The organism is Thermodesulfobacteriota bacterium, from assembly GCA_026415035.1.
Classification (GTDB): domain Bacteria; phylum Desulfobacterota; class BSN033; order BSN033; family UBA1163; genus RBG-16-49-23.
The window spans coordinates 52815-71223 of record JAOAHX010000012.1 but is presented as its reverse complement, the minus strand read 5'-3'; the positions used below and the strand labels follow the sequence as shown (position 1 = coordinate 71223).

The 18409-nt window shown below is 59.4% G+C and carries 17 protein-coding genes; 1 reads left to right on the top strand and 16 read right to left on the bottom strand.

What is annotated here, in order from left to right; all coding sequences use genetic code 11:
• Positions 1-2 precede the first annotated feature (2 nt).
• The 16 genes from N3G78_08770 to N3G78_08695 all read right to left on the bottom strand — a co-directional run bounded on the left by N3G78_08770 (position 3) and on the right by N3G78_08695 (position 17308).
• A complete protein-coding gene (locus N3G78_08770) occupies positions 3-1442 on the bottom strand; it encodes a hypothetical protein (protein MCX8118008.1) in 1440 nt (479 codons plus the stop codon).
• Positions 1442-2566, bottom strand: a complete 1125-nt coding sequence (locus tag N3G78_08765; GenBank protein ID MCX8118007.1) for an acyl-protein synthetase — start codon at positions 2564-2566, stop codon at positions 1442-1444. Before N3G78_08765 ends, N3G78_08770 begins: the two co-directional genes overlap by 1 nt.
• Positions 2563-3780 carry a hypothetical protein gene (locus N3G78_08760; protein MCX8118006.1) on the bottom strand — a complete coding sequence of 406 codons (1218 nt, stop codon included), beginning with the start codon at positions 3778-3780 and terminating at the stop codon, positions 2563-2565. The genes N3G78_08765 and N3G78_08760 overlap by 4 nt, the downstream gene beginning before the upstream one ends.
• The gene (locus tag N3G78_08755) at positions 3770-4285 is read right to left on the bottom strand and encodes a 3-isopropylmalate dehydratase (protein ID MCX8118005.1); all 516 of its coding nucleotides are present in this window, start codon (positions 4283-4285) and stop codon (positions 3770-3772) included. Before N3G78_08755 ends, N3G78_08760 begins: the two co-directional genes overlap by 11 nt.
• Complete coding sequence (locus N3G78_08750) at positions 4282-5532, bottom strand: aconitase/3-isopropylmalate dehydratase large subunit family protein (protein MCX8118004.1); 1251 nt, start codon at positions 5530-5532, stop codon at positions 4282-4284. Before N3G78_08750 ends, N3G78_08755 begins: the two co-directional genes overlap by 4 nt.
• The gene (gene aksA / locus N3G78_08745; GenBank protein ID MCX8118003.1) at positions 5510-6727 is read right to left on the bottom strand and encodes a homoaconitate hydratase; all 1218 of its coding nucleotides are present in this window, start codon (positions 6725-6727) and stop codon (positions 5510-5512) included. The genes N3G78_08750 and aksA overlap by 23 nt, the downstream gene beginning before the upstream one ends.
• Positions 6720-8279: a radical SAM protein gene (locus N3G78_08740; GenBank protein MCX8118002.1), complete on the bottom strand. Its 1560-nt coding sequence runs from the start codon at positions 8277-8279 to the stop codon at positions 6720-6722. Before N3G78_08740 ends, aksA begins: the two co-directional genes overlap by 8 nt.
• Before the next feature lie 126 nt (positions 8280-8405).
• Positions 8406-8591, bottom strand: a complete 186-nt coding sequence (locus tag N3G78_08735) for a 2-hydroxyacyl-CoA dehydratase family protein (protein ID MCX8118001.1) — start codon at positions 8589-8591, stop codon at positions 8406-8408.
• Positions 8592-8664: 73 nt separating this feature from the next.
• A complete protein-coding gene (locus N3G78_08730; protein ID MCX8118000.1) occupies positions 8665-10908 on the bottom strand; it encodes a hypothetical protein in 2244 nt (747 codons plus the stop codon).
• Between the two features lie 4 nt (positions 10909-10912).
• Positions 10913-11191 carry a hypothetical protein gene (locus N3G78_08725; GenBank protein MCX8117999.1) on the bottom strand — a complete coding sequence of 93 codons (279 nt, stop codon included), beginning with the start codon at positions 11189-11191 and terminating at the stop codon, positions 10913-10915.
• 76 nt (positions 11192-11267) lie between these two features.
• Complete coding sequence (locus N3G78_08720) at positions 11268-12011, bottom strand: hypothetical protein (GenBank protein MCX8117998.1); 744 nt, start codon at positions 12009-12011, stop codon at positions 11268-11270.
• A gap of 57 nt (positions 12012-12068) precedes the next feature.
• Positions 12069-12695, bottom strand: coding sequence for a transcriptional repressor LexA (lexA, locus tag N3G78_08715; protein ID MCX8117997.1), 627 nt, complete (start codon positions 12693-12695; stop codon positions 12069-12071).
• 166 nt (positions 12696-12861) lie between these two features.
• Positions 12862-13740, bottom strand: coding sequence for a thiamine pyrophosphate-dependent enzyme (locus N3G78_08710; GenBank protein MCX8117996.1), 879 nt, complete (start codon positions 13738-13740; stop codon positions 12862-12864).
• 40 nt (positions 13741-13780) lie between these two features.
• Positions 13781-14935 carry a pyruvate ferredoxin oxidoreductase gene (gene porA, locus N3G78_08705; GenBank protein ID MCX8117995.1) on the bottom strand — a complete coding sequence of 385 codons (1155 nt, stop codon included), beginning with the start codon at positions 14933-14935 and terminating at the stop codon, positions 13781-13783.
• A complete protein-coding gene (locus N3G78_08700) occupies positions 14932-16641 on the bottom strand; it encodes an NAD(P)-binding protein (GenBank protein MCX8117994.1) in 1710 nt (569 codons plus the stop codon). Before N3G78_08700 ends, porA begins: the two co-directional genes overlap by 4 nt.
• 70 nt (positions 16642-16711) lie before the next feature.
• Complete coding sequence (locus N3G78_08695; protein MCX8117993.1) at positions 16712-17308, bottom strand: 2-oxoacid:acceptor oxidoreductase family protein; 597 nt, start codon at positions 17306-17308, stop codon at positions 16712-16714.
• Positions 17309-17490: 182 nt separating this feature from the next.
• Here N3G78_08695 and N3G78_08690 point away from each other — a divergent pair, with 182 nt between their 5' ends.
• A complete protein-coding gene (locus N3G78_08690) occupies positions 17491-18402 on the top strand; it encodes a 2-dehydropantoate 2-reductase (protein MCX8117992.1) in 912 nt (303 codons plus the stop codon).
• Positions 18403-18409 lie beyond the last annotated feature (7 nt).

Here is an 18409-nt window from a genome sequence, read left to right as displayed (position 1 = left end):
CTTCAGGAGCCCTCTTTCTTCTCCACATCGCACCACCGGAGGAGGGAGGCAAGGGGTGAGATCCCGTCGTGATGCCACATCATCGAAGGGAAGGCCATCTTCCCGGGCGAGGTGATCCGGCTCACTCCCAACGCCCCGAGGAGGTTAATAAATTCCCGCTCCCGTTTATCTCCGATGGCCACCGCCGCGTTCTGTAGGAAGTCCCGAACGGGCTCCAGGGCCGCAGGGATCTTGAAAATGTCCTCGACCCCGAAGATCCTTAGAAAACGATTCAACGGAGAGGGCAAAAAGACCCCGGGGTCCTTCTCATAGACGACGGTCCAATCCGTGCCTTTGGGAGAGGTCAGAAGCAGAACCTCTTCTCGGTTCAACTCTCTCAATTCATAGCTCCCCCTCAGTTGGTGAATCGAGGCCGCAGCAGAGACAGAAACCCTCCCCCTCGACATCCTACGTCCTACCCTCTCCATGGCTTCGGCCACGGCTCGGGCGAAGGCTTTGGGCGAAACCTCCCCTCCCTCTTCGACGTAATAAACATGCGGGGAGAGGCAGGCCTGCTGGTCGAACATGGAACAGTCCAGGGCCACGTCCTCCGCAAGCCTCTCCAGGCCCTCCCGCCTCAGCTTCTGGCGACCGATCACCCCAAACCCCAATCGGTGGCCGTGGACGATGGCCTTCACCCTCCTGGGGATCTTTTCGAGGAGGGATCGGCAGGTTTCAACCCCACCGAACAGGATGACCGCATCGACTTGACCAAAGAGGGAGGACTCGATCTCCTCCGTCCCCCCCGGCCAGTAGAGAACGGCCATGCATTCGGCCATCTCAGGATCGATCTCCTCGATCGTCCTCAGGTAGAGCGGGGCAAAGATGGGCTCTCCGCTTGCCACTTTCCCAATACAGGCTGATTTGACCAGGGCCGCCCTCATGAAAAGGAGATGGGGGAGGGCGGGAATATTCTCCGAAAAGATCGCCAGAATCAACTCGGGGCCGAAGCAACGGCTGTAACCGCCCAGATGGGGATTGTATTGAAAATCGTTCAAATAGAGGGGATTTCCGATCTCGAGACAGAGGGCACGCCAGATGTCGTCCCTGCAGGAGCTCTCCATCTCCGCATCGATGCTCGCCTCGACCCCTTCCCGGGAGAGACCGGTGAGGAGCGGAATCGCATCGAGGGCCAGGCGTCTCAAGGGATATCTTCGGTCGAGCCATCTCCGGGAGGCCTCGTCCAGGACCTCGACAATCCTTTCGATGGGAAGGTCGGCGAGATACTCCTCCCGCCTCTCCTTGAGATGCCGCGTGAGGGACCGAATCGCCTCTTGACGGATCGAAGGGATCTTCAAGAAGATCCGGGTGGCCCCATCTTCGAAGACCACCCGGCGAAAGGATTCGACCTCTCCTCTCCAGTTGGGAGGGAGGCGGTAGGCCTCCAGTTCCAGTTCTTCCATCATCTCTCCTTTAAGATGCGGGTCCACTCGTCGATGGTCAGAGAACAGCCTCGGCTCGAATCCCCCTTCGCCCTTCCGAAGACCTCAAATCCCTCTCCGGTCCTCTTGCCAATATCATCGGTCTGGACGCTCAAGAGGTGGCCCCGGTTGGCCAGGTCGACGTGTTTGAGCAGGCCCACTTCTCCCTCCCCGAGGGGGTCAAGGGTCTCGGGATCGACCACAACCGTCCTCGTCCACGGGGGATTGACTTTGGCCGCGGGGGCCAGAACCCCTCGATGGAGATTGCGAAGGGTATTGTCATAAAATTGCGAGGCAATCTCCGTCATCCCGAGGAGATTCACGGAATACTCCTTCCGGATCCCGAGGAGCTCCTCACAGTCGGTCACAAAGGCCTCCCGCGTCACCTCCCTGCTTCGGCCTTTGAACCCCCCTGCATCGAGGGTACGGGAGCCTGGCGGCAGGCTGAACCGGAGACCTTTTTCCCGGCAATAGTCGAAAAAATTGACAAAGCCAAACGACCCGCCGCACAGGGTGACGGGTATCCCCTCCTCCTCCGAAGCACGGAGTTCCTGGATGAGGGGTCCCACCTCAAAACCCTCCGGGCCTAAGAGGAATCGACTCTTAGGAAGTCCAAAGGTGTCTTTCAGCCGACCCATCCCGTAAGCCATGACCATATGGGGAGCGATCTCGGGCGGAGGGGCGAGGATCAACATCTTCGTCCTCACACCGTCGGGAAAGAGGAAGGAGGCGGCTTCCTCTTTGATCGTCTCATCCATCAGCCTCAACCCCCCTTCATCGTAGCCGACCTTTCCTCTTTCGTCCGAGCGGGTCGTCCCGCTTGTCATGAAGGTCCGAACGACATGGGAGGGAAAGGTGGAAAGCTCGGCGACTTTAAAGACATCTGTGGGAAGGGCGGGGACCTCTTTCCAGGAGGCGATCGTATCGGGGGTCACCCCTCTCCTCTCACAGAAGCGCCGGTAGAGGGGGATTGTCCTGAACTGGAGTTCGAAGATCTCGAGGGCCAGGCGGTTAAACCCCTCCTCGTCCCAGTGGTCTACTCCCCGGCGGATAAAGTCGATGATCTTCCGGTCAAGCTCAATGACCTCCGGCGGCAAAGAACTCATCCCTCTACCTCGACGTGAAAGGTAATCTTCTTCTCCTCTACCAATCGGGTCAGCACCTCGTTCAGATCCTCCATGGAAACCCTCTTCTTCCTGACGATCTCCTCAAGGGTGATCTTTCCATCGAGGATCCTTGATAATCCCGGCCAATCCCGGCCAAGGGCCTTTTGGAGCTCCTCTTTTGGAACTAAGGATTTTGGCCGAAGATTCGGCCTCAAGGGAGGAAGCTCTCCGAATTCGATCGGGAGGGGAAAGTCGCTCGGCCGGTAGGCAAACAGGGGGGGCTCATCCCCAAATTTCTTCCGAAAGACATATCGATAGGCACTCAGCCCGGCAGCGATCCCTTGGGCGACCGCCCTCGAAAAGGAGTTGTATCCTCCTGAAGTCACATCGCCCGCCGCAAAGATCCCGGGGATCGCGGTCTCCATGTCCAGGTTGACGCGTAAGAAAGGCGAGCCGAGGCCGTCCCCGTCGATCTCCATTCTCCACGAGGGCATCAGTTCGTAGGAGTTGAAATCGAGAAGGGCCATGCCACACCGGATTCGCCTGACTCCCCCGGCGGTCCGGACCGTTATGCCTTCAAGCCTCCCCTCCCCCCAATATCGTTCGACCCATCCCCTGAGGACGCCCTCTTCCGGAGGTTCTCCATCGCCCTCCATGACGATGGTCAGGACCGAACGCCCCTCATTCAGTTTCCGGATCAAGGGGATGAGATTTTGGAGCTTCTCGCTTCCGATGACGATCAGACGAGGTTCCCATCTTTTCCGAAGGAGCCCTTTCAGATGGTGGACGATCGCTTCATATCCCATGCTCGTCACCTCGAGGCCCCTTCCCAAGTAGTCCCGTTCGTTGACGAGAAATTTGATCCCCGTAGCCAGGATCACCGTAAGAGCCCGAAAGACCCTTTTGTCCGAGGTCCAGACCCTCTTGACCTCTCCTCCGGTTTCGATCCGGACCGCCCTGGCCTGATGATAATCGATCCTCAACTGCTCCACATCCCTCAAAAGGTGACTCACAATCTCTTTCCTGTCCATCCGCCAGGAGGGTCCTGTGAAGAGGCAGCCCTGCCAGGAGGCCAATCCGCCCAGATAGGAGCCCTCGATGAGCAGGGTGCTGCAGGGAACGGCTTTGTACCTTTTGACCCACCTCGTCCGGATGGCCGCGCAGAGCCCGGCTGGCCCTCCTCCAACCACGATCACGTCATAGTCATATTCCATCCCTCTCCCTCCGGAGATAACCCATGAGCCCGCCTGCCTCGAGAATCCTCCTGAGATGGGGATCCATCGTTGAGAAGGGAAATCGTTTTGAGCCGGAGGTCTCGATCCACCCTCCCGAGACGGAGATCTTAATCCGGTCTCCGTTCTCCACGTGCTTCTGGATCTCCCTGCATTCGAAGACAGGGATGCCGAGGTTGACGAGACTTCGCATGAAGATCCTCGCGATGGAAGAAGCGACCACCCCTCTGATGCCATAGGCCTTAAGCCCCCTTACGGAACTCTCCCTGCTCGAGCCGCATCCGAAGTTTTCGCCGGCCACGATGATCCAGCCCTCCTCGGAAGAATCCCCCTCGATCACGCTGGCCATCCTCTCCATCCCTGCCTCGATTCCGTCCCTCAACCTCCCTTCCTCCGTGGTAAAGTGAGAGGGAGGATGGAGGAGATCCGTATTCACATGGTCTCCCAACTTCCAGACACGGCCCGCGAGGAACTCCGGCAAGGTCATCCCTTCACCCTCCTCGGATCGGTGATCCTGCCTGCGAGGGCGGAAGCGGCCGCAGTGAGCGGAGAGGCGAGATAGACCTTCGAGGTGGGATCGCCCATCCTCCCCATGAAATTCCTGTTCGAGGTGCTCAAGCACCTCTCCTCTTTTCCGAGAATCCCCTTGTCGATGCCTCCGCATGGGCCGCAACTCGGGTTGAGGATCACGCCTCCTGCATCGGCGATCGCAGAGAGATATCCTTTCTCCATGGCCTGACGGTAGATCCTCTGTGAGGCCGGACAGACGAGGAGGCACAACCCTCGGGCGATCCTCCTCCCCTTGAGGACCTCTGCGGCCACCTCGAGATCCCTAAGCCTCCCTCCTGTGCAGGAGCCGATGAAGACGGAATCGATGCCTTCTCCCTCGGCCTCTTCGGCATCGACCACCCGGGCAGGGCTGTGGGGAAGGGCCACCTGGGGTCGCAGTTCTGAGAGGTCGAGCTCGATGGTTTCGGCGTATTGCGGCTCTTCTCCGAAAAATGCGAACCCGGAAGACCACCCCCCATCTCGCTCGACGAGATACTCCTCGGTGACCCGATCGGGTCGGAAGAGCCCGTTTTCGGCCCCTGCCTCGACGACCATGTTGCAGATGGCCAGGCGGTCGTCCATGGAGATCTTCCCTTTTAGGTCATAAAACTCCAACGCCTTCCGAAGAAACCCTCCCTCTCCGTATCTTCCCAGGAGGTTCAAGATGACATCCTTTCCCATCGCATAGGCGGGAAGTTCCCCTTTGAGATCGATCCTGACCGCTTCGGGCGGCCTGAGCCAGGTTCGGCCGGTGATCAGGCTATAGAGGATATCGGTCGATCCCAAACCCGTCGCCAGGCACCCCAGCGCACCCGCGGTCACGGTGTGAGAATCGGCCCCCAACACCAACATCCCTGGCCTCAACCAGGGCCCCTCCACCAGGAGTTGATGGCAGATCCCTTGATAAATCGAAAGATTCGGCAGCCCCTTCTCCCTTGCATAGGAGAGCACGTCTCTTACGAGGTTGGCCCTTTCTACCGTGGAGGGAGGGGCGAAGTGGTCCACGGTCAGAAGCACCCTCTCCCTGTTCCAGATCTCCTCTCCGGATGCCTTCAATTCGGGAAGGAGCAGGGCAAATGTGGGGTCATGTAGAAGGATGAAGTCCACCTGAACGGAGAGGTAGGCTCCTTCTCTCTGCCCGTCGGCATGCCTCTCGATGATCTCACCCGTGATTCCCTGGGCCACCCTCGTTAACCCCTCTCCTTCCTAAAACCCCTTCGACGATCTCATAGAATTTCTCAAGCGGGAAGTCGAGATGCTCCTGATAATATCTCTCCAACGCTTTGGCCATCTCACCGATCCCCCTCTTTTCCTCCGAGGTCTTTCTCGCCTTCACTTGCCGGAGGATCTCCCTGACCTCGCCTTCGCTCGCCTCGTACCCCCTCTCTTTAAGGAGGTGCAGGACGGCCTGGGCTCCCGTATGTTTCCCCAAGACGAAAGAGGAGTCCCTTCCCAGGTCCTCTGGCTCGATCGCCTTGTAGGTCTGGTGATTCTTCAGAAGGCCGTCCACATGGATCCCCGATTCGTGACGGAAGGCATTGAAGCCCACCACCGGGGTATGGGGAGGGATAAAGAGTCCTGAGGCCCGCTCCACCAGACGGGAGAGGCCGTAGAGTTGTTTCAGATCGATGCGATGGGGCCGACGATAGATCCTCTCTAAGGCGAGGACGACTTCATGGAGAGGGGGATTGCCCGCCCGTTCTCCGATCCCGTTGACCGTGACCGATGGAAAGGTCGCTCCGGCCTCAATGGCCGCGAGGGTATTGGCGGTGGCAAGGCCGAAGTCATTGTGGCAGTGGACCCCTATGGCCATCTCCTCCGGGATGGCCTCCCTCACCCCCTTCACGAACTCCTTCATCTTGAAGGGCTCCATCACCCCTACGGTATCGCAGAGGAAGACCCTGCGGGCGCCCCACCGGTAAGCTTGGGTCGTCAAATCGTTCAAAAAATGCAGATCCCCTCTCGTGGCATCCTCGGCGACCAAATTGACCAGTAGGCCCTTGGTCATCGCATATTCGATGACCCCTTTAAGAAGGGCCCTCACCCCGCTTTCATCCGTGCCGAGTCTCGACCGGAGGTGAAGGGCGCTGACCGGACAGATGACGAAGACCTCCTTCACGCCGCACAGGGACGCCTGGTCGACCTCTTCCTTTCTCAATCGGATCGAGACCCCGACGGACGCACGAAGCCCCAATTGGGCAATGGCTTTGATGGCCTCCCTCTCCTCCTCTGAAATGGAGGGCATTCCCACGTCGAGGAGGGGGACGCCTGCCCGGTCCAGGGCAAGGGCGATCTCGACCTTCTCATCCTTGGTAAAGAAAACGCCCGGGGATTGTTCACCCTCTCTCAGTGTCCCATCCACGATCAAAATCTCATCCATCTCTGCCCTTCATTCTCCAGCTCAGATATCGGCAGAAGAGCCTCCCCCAGAAGGGATGGCTCGCCCGGGTCGGATCGGGATGGAGGGAACAGAAGTCCCTGCACTTTGCCTCCCCCAGGAGTTTCCCGAAACCTTTCTCGTCCAAATCGTTCCCTCCTGTTCGATAATCAGGGATGAAGTAACCCAGCCCCCCTCCTTCGGGTGAACTGGCCTCATAAAAATCTAAAAAGGTCCTCCTCGTGGAGACGATCCCGAAGGCCTCGGGATGGAGATGCCATGGAGAGGCCGGCTCGAGCGAGATGGGACCTGACCAGATCCTTCCGACCCTCTTGAACCTCCGTTTGATCTCTCTCCGGAGGGAGGCTGTCGCGGCCAAATCCTCGTATCGTTCTCCCGGGATGCCCAGGGAGAAGAAGAGATCGACCCGAATCCCCAGCCGTTCCGCCGCAGAGATCGTCCTCATCAGGGCGTCATTGGAATAGGAGAAGGTCTTGTTCCTGTTCCTGATTCGCTCGACCCCAGACTCCGGGGAGAGGGCGAGGGTGGAACCTTCGAGGACGAACGTCCGGCCGAAGTCCTCAAGAAAATTCTCCGAAGGAAGAGAGAAGGCCTCGAAATAGACCCTCGTGCGAAGGTTTCGATCTCTGAGGATCGGGAAGAGCTCCCGATAATACCGCTCCCCTTCGGGTCCGGGATCGAAGGCGATGTGGACCATCTCGTATCCCATTTCAAGGGCCTCTGCCACGCTTTGAGCGACCGATTCAGGAGAGCGGAAGCTCACCCCCCTCCTTCCATTGACAAGCTGCTGGGCAAGGCCCCCTCCGCCGCACCAGGTGCAGTTGCCAGGGCACCCCCTGCCGATATTGAGGGGGAAGACAGAATATCCGAGGTGGAAGCGTCTCCTGTTCTCCTCTTTTGTCAGCTTCTTCGCCCAGACGAAAGGGAGGCCCATATAGCGGAGATAGGTCTGGCGATCGTGAAGCAGGGAGAGGTTGGTGAAGGAGAGCCGATCGAGATCCTTTTCGGAGGCGACGTAGGTAAGGGGATTGACCCTGATCTTCCCTCCCTCGCGATAGGTCAGGTTCGGAATCTCTTCGAACCCTCTCCTCTCCTTCCTGGCCTTGAGAAGTTGGAGGAGGGGAAGCTCGGCATCCCCGCGGATGACCGCATCGACCTGGGGAAAGTGGGCGAGGATCTCCTGGTGAAAGTAGCTCGCGGTGTATCCTCCCAGGAGGACGAAGGTCTCGGGCCGATCCTGTTTCAATTCCCCTGCAACCCTTATCACCTCATAGGCCTGGGAATGGAAATGGAGCGGAAGGGCAACGGCCTCTGCTCTCTTGTCTTTTAGGAAAGGAAGGGGTGAAAAGCTTCTCCTCTCGATCCACTCCAGGCCGAGGTGGAGAATCTCGGTCCGGTATCCTTCTCGATGGAGGAGATCGGCCAGTCCGAAGGTCCCCATGGGGATGAGGTTGACGGTCATATACTCGCCAAAGGGCTTATAATAATTGGAAAACTTCGGGACATGGATGAAGAGGAGGTCGAGGGGATTCATGGCCTCATGAGATAAAAAACGGTCACCACCCCTCTCTTAAAAGAGGGTAGAGAACGAGGCGGGGCATTCCGCTGAAATGCAAAAAATGGAATTGGGAAGAGGCGAGGAACCGACCCGGTAGGAAGATCAGGATCCCTTCTCCAACTTCTTGATCTCTTCCTCCAGGGCCTCGATCTGCTGAAAGAGCTCCGGAGACATCGAATGCCCGGTGTGGCCGATGAAGGTCTCCGTGCCGGAGCAGTGGGAGGGATCCCTCTTCCTCAACTCCTCCAGTTTCGCTCTCAATTCCTTCAGCCGTTCCTCTTTGTTCATGGCAAACCTCCAGGACCGTATGGACAGGTCTCGAACCACCCTCTGTTTAAAAATAGCACAAAAACGGGAGATGTCAATTCACTCCATCAGGGCCAAAGCCGGCGGGTTTGGCTTCGAGCAGGGTGAGAAGCCCCTTCGCATCGTAGCCGAAATGGACGAGGAGCTCCTCGGTCGCCTTGGCGAGCATCTCCTGATACTTTTTGACATCGTAAAGGTCGTCCGGCCCCGCGAGCGGATAGGGCCTCACCCGCTCCGACTTGTCCTTCGAGAGGGCCTCCTTGATCACATACCTCACCTTCTCTCCGGGGTGGATCGAAAGGCCCGTATCCTCCAGTTGCTGGGCTGCCAGGGCGGTGAGGCTATCCACCCTGTAGGCCTGCGGCTCCCGGGAGATCCTCTTCGCGATGATCAAATCCTCCTGTCTCGCCCGGCCCTCTGTCAAGCGGAGGCCATATTCGAGGAAGAGGTCTAAAATCTCCGGAATCTTTAACCGGTACTCACCCACATCCCCGGTATGTTTCAGGAGCTCGATCATCCGGGCCTGGGCCTCCTGGACGAGAGGGGGCGTATCGCCCCGCCGGAAGGCCAATCCCCTCGCCTTCACCTTCCCGTTCTTGAAAAGACCGAAATAGCGGTTGGCCACAGGGCTTACCCGGTTGACCTTCGAGGGGAGAAAGGCGATCCACCGGTAGATCCCCTCCAGGCTCATCCTCACGCCGGTGGCCTCGCTGATCCTTTCGCAGAGGCCGAGGACCTCCTCTTCGGTCACCCCCTCCTTCCGGATCCAGAGCGAGTCGGTGATGGCGTGGAGAAGTTCGAACCCCTCGGCCTCGCAGATCTCCTTCGCCTGAAGGAGCTTCTCCCGGCCGAAGGCCGTCACCGCCTCGTGCGCCTCGATCCTCCCGAAGCGGGCGTTCCGGTAGCCTAAATAGCCGAAACAGGTGACCAGCATCCACTTCAACGCCGTCTGCCTTCGGTCGTAAACCTCCCGCTTTCTTGCCCCCTCTGCGGGGCCACCTCCTTCGAGACGTTTCATCCTCTCCTTCAGCCACGCCCTCCTCGCCAGGATCGGCTTGAGGGTCTTGGGAACGATCCCCTCCCGCCTCTCGCAGATCGTGTAGCCGGCCTCCGGGACCTGGCGGTTCTCGCAACACCGGCAGAGCACGGTCTCCGCAGAGATGTTGTGGATGGCCATGATGGTGGGATACATCGAGGCGAAGTCGATCTCGGCCACCCCTTCGAAGATCCCCAACTTCGGCTGGAAGACGAGGCCGCCCTTGTCCGAAACGAGAAGGTCTAAGGCCGTCTTGAACCTCTCGGGCTCGCCCTTCCTCCAGGGGATGAGGATCCCCTCCTGATAGGCCTGGTTCATCTGCACGGAGGTGATGGCCGTTCCCGGAGAGGTCCGCGCCATCCGTTGAACCGGAATCCTTCCCAACCGCGCAAGCTCGATCACCCCCTCCAGGCCCGACTCTCCGTAGAGGAAGGAGTTTCGGCGATCGATATGCCACCTTCCGAAGAGGAGGTGGCCTGCGGCCCGGTAATAGGTCCGGCCATAGGAGAAGTAGGAGTAGCCTTTCGGATCGACCGGCCTCGGCACGAGCCGATGCTCCCGATCCCAGGGAAGGCGGATCTTCGCCCGCCTCTCCAACGAGAAGAGAAAGGGCAGAAGCAGGCCGTCGCCGCCGTCGCTCAGGACCACATCGGGATCGAACCGGTGAAGGAACCTTCCGAGCTCGGCCAGATCCACCTCCTCCATCTCTACCCGATATCCCTCGCACTCCAACAGGAGCGCCTTCCCCCTTCCCGAGCCCTCCTGGCTCAGGGTCATCGCCCTGAGGTCGGGCAGGTCTCCCTCGTCCGTCCACAACGATTCCGACGGGTCGGCCTCGATCTTGAAGATCCGGCCTCCCTCGACCTCGGCAAGGCATCGGCCTGTGGGAAAGAGGCCCTTCTCGTAAAGGTAGGCTTGCGGGACAGGGAGGTCGCAGTTGTAAAGGGTGAGCCTCTCCTCCCAGGGGGAGAGAATCCTCGGAAGGTGAGCGTAATGTTCCGGATCGACCATCTCGATCTCCATCACCTCGATCTCCTCTCCGCTCCAGAACTCCCTCTTCCTGACCCATCGGTAGCCGGTAGCTTCTCGGCGTCTCTGGAGGAAGTCGAAGAGGGCCACGGCGTCCTTCCTCTTCCCCTGCGCATAGAATCGGGGCCGGAAGGGATCTTCCAATCGATGCATCGACCCCTCCTCGCCTTTGATCCAGAGGATCATCGAGGCGCCGAGGGGGTAGAGATCGAAGAGCCACCCGCGCAGTTGCACCGGTTCACTCAGAAGCGGGCTCGGGCGGATGCGTTCGAAGTTCGGAGAGGACCGCCCTCAACTCCGTGAGCGCCTTCTCGTGTTCCAAAAGCATGGAGATCAGGATCGTCTCAAACGGCCATGGCCTCGAGGCGTAGACCCCTGCCTGGACATGGAGCCTCGCCTTCTCGAAGAGGCGGTCGAGAAACTGCTGATCCTCCTTGCGCAGGCCCCGTCGGAATTTCCGCCACTGCTGGATCTCCTGCTCCAGGACCTGGCTGAAAGGCAAAACGGTCCGTCCCATCGTGAACCCCTTGAATCCGAAAACCGAATATCGAAAATTGAACTATTCGTTTGGACGATTGACTAAAGGAACGATATCAGAAGGAGCGAGAGAGACGGCCTCGCTCCTCTCCTCTCTTCTTCTCCAGGATCATCCTGGGCCCCTCATCCTCCAGGGCAATCCTCCAGATCAGATCGGAAGATTGGAAGAGCCTCCTCATGAGAGAGAGCCTCCTGGAACCCGGAGGGAGAGGGGGCTGAAACAGAAAGAAGGGTATCCCCTCTGCAGCCATTCCATCGACCTTTCTCAGGGTCCTCTCGAAGAGATGCCCGGCCTCCCTCTCCGGCACATCCTCATCCAGGAAGGTCGCAATCGGCCCCAAGAGGATCACCCAGGGCCTCTTGCCCTCTCCATCGTCTCCCTCCTCGCTGAGGAAGGCAGAAAGCCGTTCTCCCACCAGCGTGGCCATCTGGTAGCAGGTAAAGGCCCTAGCGATCCGAATCCGCCTGAGGAGCTCTTCCGGAGAGATCGAGGCCTTTCGGGCAGGGGAGGAGGCGAGATAGGGATCGAAGCGGTTGGCGCCGTCGAGGACGACGACCTCCATCCCCCTGCCCGCCATCCACCCCGCCGCATAGGAGGCGATCCCTCCTGCCCCTTCTCCGTGAAAGAGGATTCTTCTTGCCGTCGAAAGGAGCGCCTCCGGAGTCAACCGGACCAGGATCTCGTCCAGGGGGGAGGCCGTTCGGAGCCGGTCCGCTTCCCGGACGGACAGGGCGGAAGAGGTCTCGAACGCCTTCGGATAGAGCTTCAAATTTCCAAAATCAAATCTCCCTTCCTCCATAAATCTCCTCTCTCCGCTTAAAGTCTCCCGCTCCGAACCCACCGCTTCGAATGGGATTTAAATCCTCCGAAACACCCCGATCACCTTCCCGACGATCCGGACCTCTCCGGAACCCTCCTCCACCTGGATCGTCTCCCAGTTCTCGTTATCCGGCTTCAGCTCGATTCTTCCCTCCCTTTTGAAGAACCGCTTCACGGTCGCCTCCTCGCCCATCAAGGTGACCACGACCTCCCCGTTTTCGGCCGAGGGCTGGGAGCGAACGATCACATAATCGCCAGGAAGGATGAAGGGCGACATGCTGTCGCCCTTGACCTTCAGAAGGAAGGTCTCCGTTCCTTCGACCCATTCCGTGGGCAGGGGAATCGATCCCTCCACGTTCTCCACGGCCAGGGTGGGCTTTCCTGCGGCAACCCTTCCCAAGATGGGAATCTCCCTGACGGACGGTCTCTCCTCCCTTCCACGAAGCCTCTCTCCCTGAAAGATGCGAAGCTCCATCCCCCTCGACATCGAACCCTGCCGTCTCAGATAGCCCTTCCTCTCCAGGGCCTTCAGGTGATCGAAGACCGCCCTGGGATAGATGTGGAAATACTCCCCGATCTCCCGGATCGAGGGCGGATAACCCCTCTCCCTAATAAAGCCCTGGATGAAACCGAGGACTTCCCTCTGCCGCTCCGTAAGCTCCATCCTCTCCTCCTGTTTTGAATGATGGACGGGATCGATCGACATTTCCGCCTCATGATACTATACATTTGTTTAGTTGTCAAGTCCCAAAATAATGCCACCTCCCTGGAGGCAGCTTGGCTTCGTCATGGGTTGAGAAAAGGGCACCGACAGGTCCTCCGAGGAAGGATCAGCAGCGGGCCCTGCGGAGGAGGCGCTCCCAGGCCTCATCCACCATCCTCTGGGTCGTCTCGATCTCCTCCTCGGTGAGATGGCTGAAGCGGCCTTGGAGCTTCAGGTACTCCCTGACGGGCACGACCCGGGACTCCTCTTGAATGGTGTACTCCCTCCCGTTTTCGATCTCGTAGAGGGGAAAGACCCTCGATCGGACGGCAAGCCTCGAAACCTTGATCGTGTTTTCTGAGGCGATCTTCCAACCCGGTGTGCAAGGCGAGAAGAGGTGGATGAAGCGGGTGCCCCGGATGGCCTTTGCCTTCTCCAACTTTCGGATGAGGTCATCCGGATAGGCGATCGTGGCCGTTGCAGCATAGGGGATGTGATGGTCCGCCATGATGGCCATGATGTCCTTCTTGGGGTTCTCCTTGGGTTGCATCGTCGGGGTGGTGGTGGTCCAGGCGAGAAAGGGGGTGGCCGAGCTCCGCTGGGTCCCCGTGTTCATATACCCTTCGTTGTCGTTGCAGATGTAGAGGATGTCCTCGTTCCTCTCGGCAGCGCCCGAAAGGGCCTGAAGCCCGATATCGAACGTCCCGCCGTCTCCGGCCCAGACCGCGACCAGGGTCTCCCGATCTCCCCTGACATCCAGGGCGGCCCGGATGCCCGAGGCGGTTGCCGCCGCGGTCACGAACCCCGCATGGACCGCGGTGATCTTATAGGCAGAGTAAGGCCAGAAACCCGGGACGATCGACCAACAAGAGGCTGGAAAGACCATGACCGTCCTCTCGCCCAAGGCCTTCAGGACGAGTCGCATGGCGACGGCCGCGCCGCAGCCGGCACAGGCGAGGTGTCCGTGGCCGAGGTTTTCATCGATGGGGATGTCGAATCGCTTCATCCTCCCTTCCTCCATCCTTAGATCGATCCAAAACTAAAACCTATCCTTTCAAACCGAGCCACACGATATCGCCATCGGGCCGATCGTGCTCCCTCGTGTAATGGATCGCCTCCTCGATCCGTTCGGGCGTGATATCCCTTCCGCCCAGCCCTGCGACGAAGCCGAAGACCACCGGTCTCTCCTCCCTCGAGTAGAGGGCGGCCCTCAATTCCTGGGCGAAGACGCCTCCCACGCCGGCCGAGAGGTTACGGTCGATGACGGCGATCTTCCTTGCGCCCTCGATCGCCTGGCTGATCTCCTCTCCGGGGAAGGGCCGAAACCTCTTGACCTTCAGGCCGGCCACGCTCATCCCTTCTTCGGCAAGCCTCTGAACCACCATCCTCGAGGTGCTCGTCACGGTGCTTGAGGTGACGAGCACCAACTCGGCCCCCTCCCTTCCGTATCGTTCGATCGAGCCATAGCCCCGGCCGAATCGGGATTTGAACTCCTCGTCGACCTTCCTCATGACCTGGGGAACCTCTTCCATGGCCCTCTGGATCTTGTATCGAAACTCCATGAAATAGTCGGGCGTGGTGATCACCGAATAGGCCCTCGGCTCCTCAGGGTCGATGGGAAAATCGGGACAGAAGGGTGGAAGAAAGGCATCCACCTCCTCGATGCTCGGCACCTCGACCGGCTCGGCCGTGTGGGAGAGGACGAAGGCGTCGAGGACGACCATCACGGGAAGCCTCACGGTCTCGGCGATCCGGTAGGCCTGGATGATCGTATCGAGGACCTCCTGATTGTTTTCGCAGTAGAGCTGGATCCAGCCGGTGTCCCTCTGGGAGATAGAATCGCTCTGATCTCCCCAGATGTTCCAGGGAGGGCCGATGGCGCGGTTCACGTTGACCATCACGATGGGGAGCCTGGCCCCTGAGGCCCAGTGGAGCATCTCGTGCATGTAGGCGAGCCCGTGGGAAGAGGTAGCCGTAAAACACCTCACGCCGCCGGTGGAGGCCCCGATGAGGGCGGCCATGGCGGAGTGTTCGGACTCCACCTTGAGAAACCTCGTCCTGAGGCGGCCGCTTGCGATCAACTCCGAAAGCTCCTCCACGATCGTCGTCTGAGGGGTGATGGGATAGGCCGAGACCACATCGACCCGGCTCAAGATGACTCCATAGGCCACGGCCTGATTTCCCGTGATGACCCTCTTCATTTGGCCTCCTCTTTCAGCGAGATGGCTCCCCTTGGACATTCGGTGAAGCAGATCCCGCATCCCTTGCAGTAGTCGTAATCGATCTGGCGGGAGATCGTCCCTGCCGATTTCAAGATCGAGAGATCGGGGCAGAAGACATAGCAGATCTCGCAGCCGTTGCAGGTGCCGCAGTTGAAGCAGCGCTCCGCCTCCTCCAGTGCCGCTCCTTTCGGAAGGGTGGAGGTGATCTCTTCGAACCCTTTGATCCGGTCGCTGACCGACCGCTTCGCCTCTTTCTGCCTCCTGGCAGGCTCGAAATAGTCCAGGTTCAACTCCTCGAAGGAGACCACGTGAGGATTTCTCGGACGCTCCCCCGGATGGAGATAGCGGGAAATCGACACCGAAGGACCTCCTCCGATGAGGTGCCCTTCGATCACCTTCTCGGGATCCCGACCGGAAAGAAAGGCATCGATCGCCATCGCCGCCCTCTTTCCGGAGCCGATGGCGTGGGCCACGGTGCGCTGGTTGGAGGTGAGGTCTCCTCCGGCAAAGACGCCCCTGATGCCGGTGCTTCCGTCTCGCCGGGTGAGGACGATCCCCTCTCGCCTTTCGAGCCCCTCCGGCAAAAAGGAGGCCTCGATCTCCTCGCCTGTCGCAACGATCACCTGATCGACATCGATGCGGACCGTGGAGTGAGGAACGGGAACGGGCCTCCTCCGACCGCTCTCGTCGGGCTCTCCCAGTTCCATTCGGAGACATTCGATCCGCTTGAGGCCGTCCTTGTCGCCGATCCGGACGGGCTGGACGAGGTAGCGAATCTTCACCCCCTCCTCGAGCGCCTCGAGGACCTCCTCCTCGAAGGCTGGCATCTCCTCTCTCGAGCGGCGATAGAGGATGGTCGCCCTCTTTCCGAGGCGAACCAATGAGCGGGCCACGTCGACGGCCGTATTTCCGCCGCCGATGACGGCGATCCGTTCGCCCAGTGCCACTTTTCTCTTCTGGCTGAGCCTCCTGAGAAAATCGAGGCCCCTCAGGACACCCCTTCCTTTCTCGCCCTGGATCTGAAGCTCCCTGGCCCTGTGAGCGCCGGTGGCGATGAAGGTGGCCTGATATTCTTTCAGATCCTCGAAGCTCAAATCCTGACCCATGTGGACGCCTGTCCGGATTTGGACGCCGAGGGCCTCGATCCGGGAAAGTTCCCTATCCAAGACGTCCCTGGGCAACCGGTAGGAGGGGATGGCCATCCTCAAGAGACCGCCGGCCTTGGAGAAGGATTCGAAGACGGTGACGTCGTAACCGAGCCTCGCAAGATGGTAGGCACAGCTCATCCCTGCCGGCCCTGAGCCGACGATGGCGACCTTCTCCTTTTTCTTCTCACCGACCCTTTCGACCGGCCTGCCGGAGAGGGAGGCGACCTCCGCCACGAACCGCTCCAAGGCATGGATGGCGATCGGTTCGTCGAAGGAACCCCTGTTACACTTCGTCTCACAGGGATGGAAACAGACCCGGCCGCAGACCCCTGGAAAGGGATTCTCCTCGGTGAGGATCCGGAAGGCCCCTTCGAAGTCTTCCTCGGCCACCTTCTGGATGAAGCCGACGATGTCATTTCCTGCAGGACAGGCAGCACTGCAGGGAGGGGTCTTGTCCTCGTAAAAGGGACGCTGGGCCCTCCAGGCGCCGGTCCTGTTCCACGCCATGTCCCCGCAGGAGACCGCGACCATCGGCATCTCGGAAGCCTCTTTGAAAGTTATAGGATTGCTCATCGTTGCCCTTCCACTTGGAATCGAGGGACGACCCTTAAGGCAAATCCAACATCCCGACGGGGGATTTGGAATTTCCAATCTCGAATCTGACTTCGTTATAGGCCTCCCGGGCCGCCCTCGCATTCTCGTCCTTCTTTCCCGGGGTTTCCTCCCGGATGGAGAGGCCGACCGAATCTATCCCCACCAGGCCCGTCACCCTTGCGAAGGCCCCTAAAATGGCCGTATTGACGATCGGATTGGTCCGGGTGCCCAGACCGTTCCGAATGGCGATGGAGGTGGCATCGACCGTGGCGACCCGATAGCCTTTCAAAAAGGGATGAAAGAACTCGGGAGATTGATGGGAATTGATGACGACCCACCCGTCCGGTTTCAGCCCGGTGGTCACATCGACCGCTCCGATGAGGGTGGGATCCAAGACGATGAGGTGGTCGGGCCGATAGATGTTCGTCCTCAGGAGGATGGGCTGGCGGTCCACCCTCAGAAAGGCCATCACAGGGGCCCCTCTCCTCTCAACCCCGAAGGCGGGAAAGGATTGGACGTAAAACCCTTCGTGGAAAAAGGCGACCGCAAGGACTTTGGAGGCCACCACCGCGCCCTGGCCCCCCCTGCCGTGAAAACGGATCTCGATCATGGATAGACCTCCGGGGTCATCTATCTATACTATAACTCACTCGGGAGAACAACAACATTTTTATTTCCTTTATTTCCATTCAAACGTGATCGCGGCCATGGGGAAAAAGGAAAAGAGACGATTGAATATCGTTTGATGCTGTGTTAACTTTTCATTTATCTTTCCGGAGGCAGGTTGTCGGGATGAAGACCGTCGTCATCGGCGCGGTCGCGATGGGAAGCCTCTTCGGTGGCCTTCTGGCCTTAAAAGGCGAAGAGGTATGGCTGTTCGATATCTGGAAAGAACACATCGAAGCCATCCGCACCCAGGGCCTCGTGATCGAAGAGAGGGACAAGATACAGAATATCCCTGTTCGGGCCACCGCCGATCTGACTGCCATAGGCAAGGCCGATCTCGTCCTCTACTTCGTTAAAACCTACCATACCGAACAGGCGGTCAAGGACTCCCTGGTCCTCGAGAAGGAGGATACGCTCTTTCTCACCCTCCAGAACGGCCTCGGAAACGAAGAGGTCCTCTGCCGATTCGTCGACCGAAAGAAGGTGATCCTGGGTGTGACGGGTCAGGGAGCGACGCTTATCGGACCCGGCAGGATCCGCCATGCGGGATGGGGCAAGACCTATGTGGGAGAGCTCGACGGGACGATCACGGAACGGGTCATCCGGATCGCCCGGACCTTCCAGAAGGCAGGGATCGAGACCGAGGTCTCTCCCCGCATCCACGACCTCGTCTGGGAGAAGCTCTTCGTCAATGCGGGGCTCAATGCCCTGGCCGCCATCACCGGGTTGAAGAACGGTCAGATCCTCGATCACCCCGAATCCCTGAGGATCCTGGAAGCCCTCGTCTCCGAAGCGGTAGAGGTCGCCCGAAGGAAGGGGATTCGGATCGAGGGAAACCCCCTGGAGCGGGTGAAGGCCGTTCTCGAGGCCACCCGGGAGAATCGCTGCTCCATGGGCCAGGACCTCGACCGGAAGCGCAGGACCGAGATCGACGCCATCAACGGTGCCCTGGTGAGGGAGGCCGAACGTCTCGGCCTATCGGTCCCCTACAACCGGATGATCACGGACCTGATCAAAGTGATCGAAAAACAATTTTAGTTCAGAT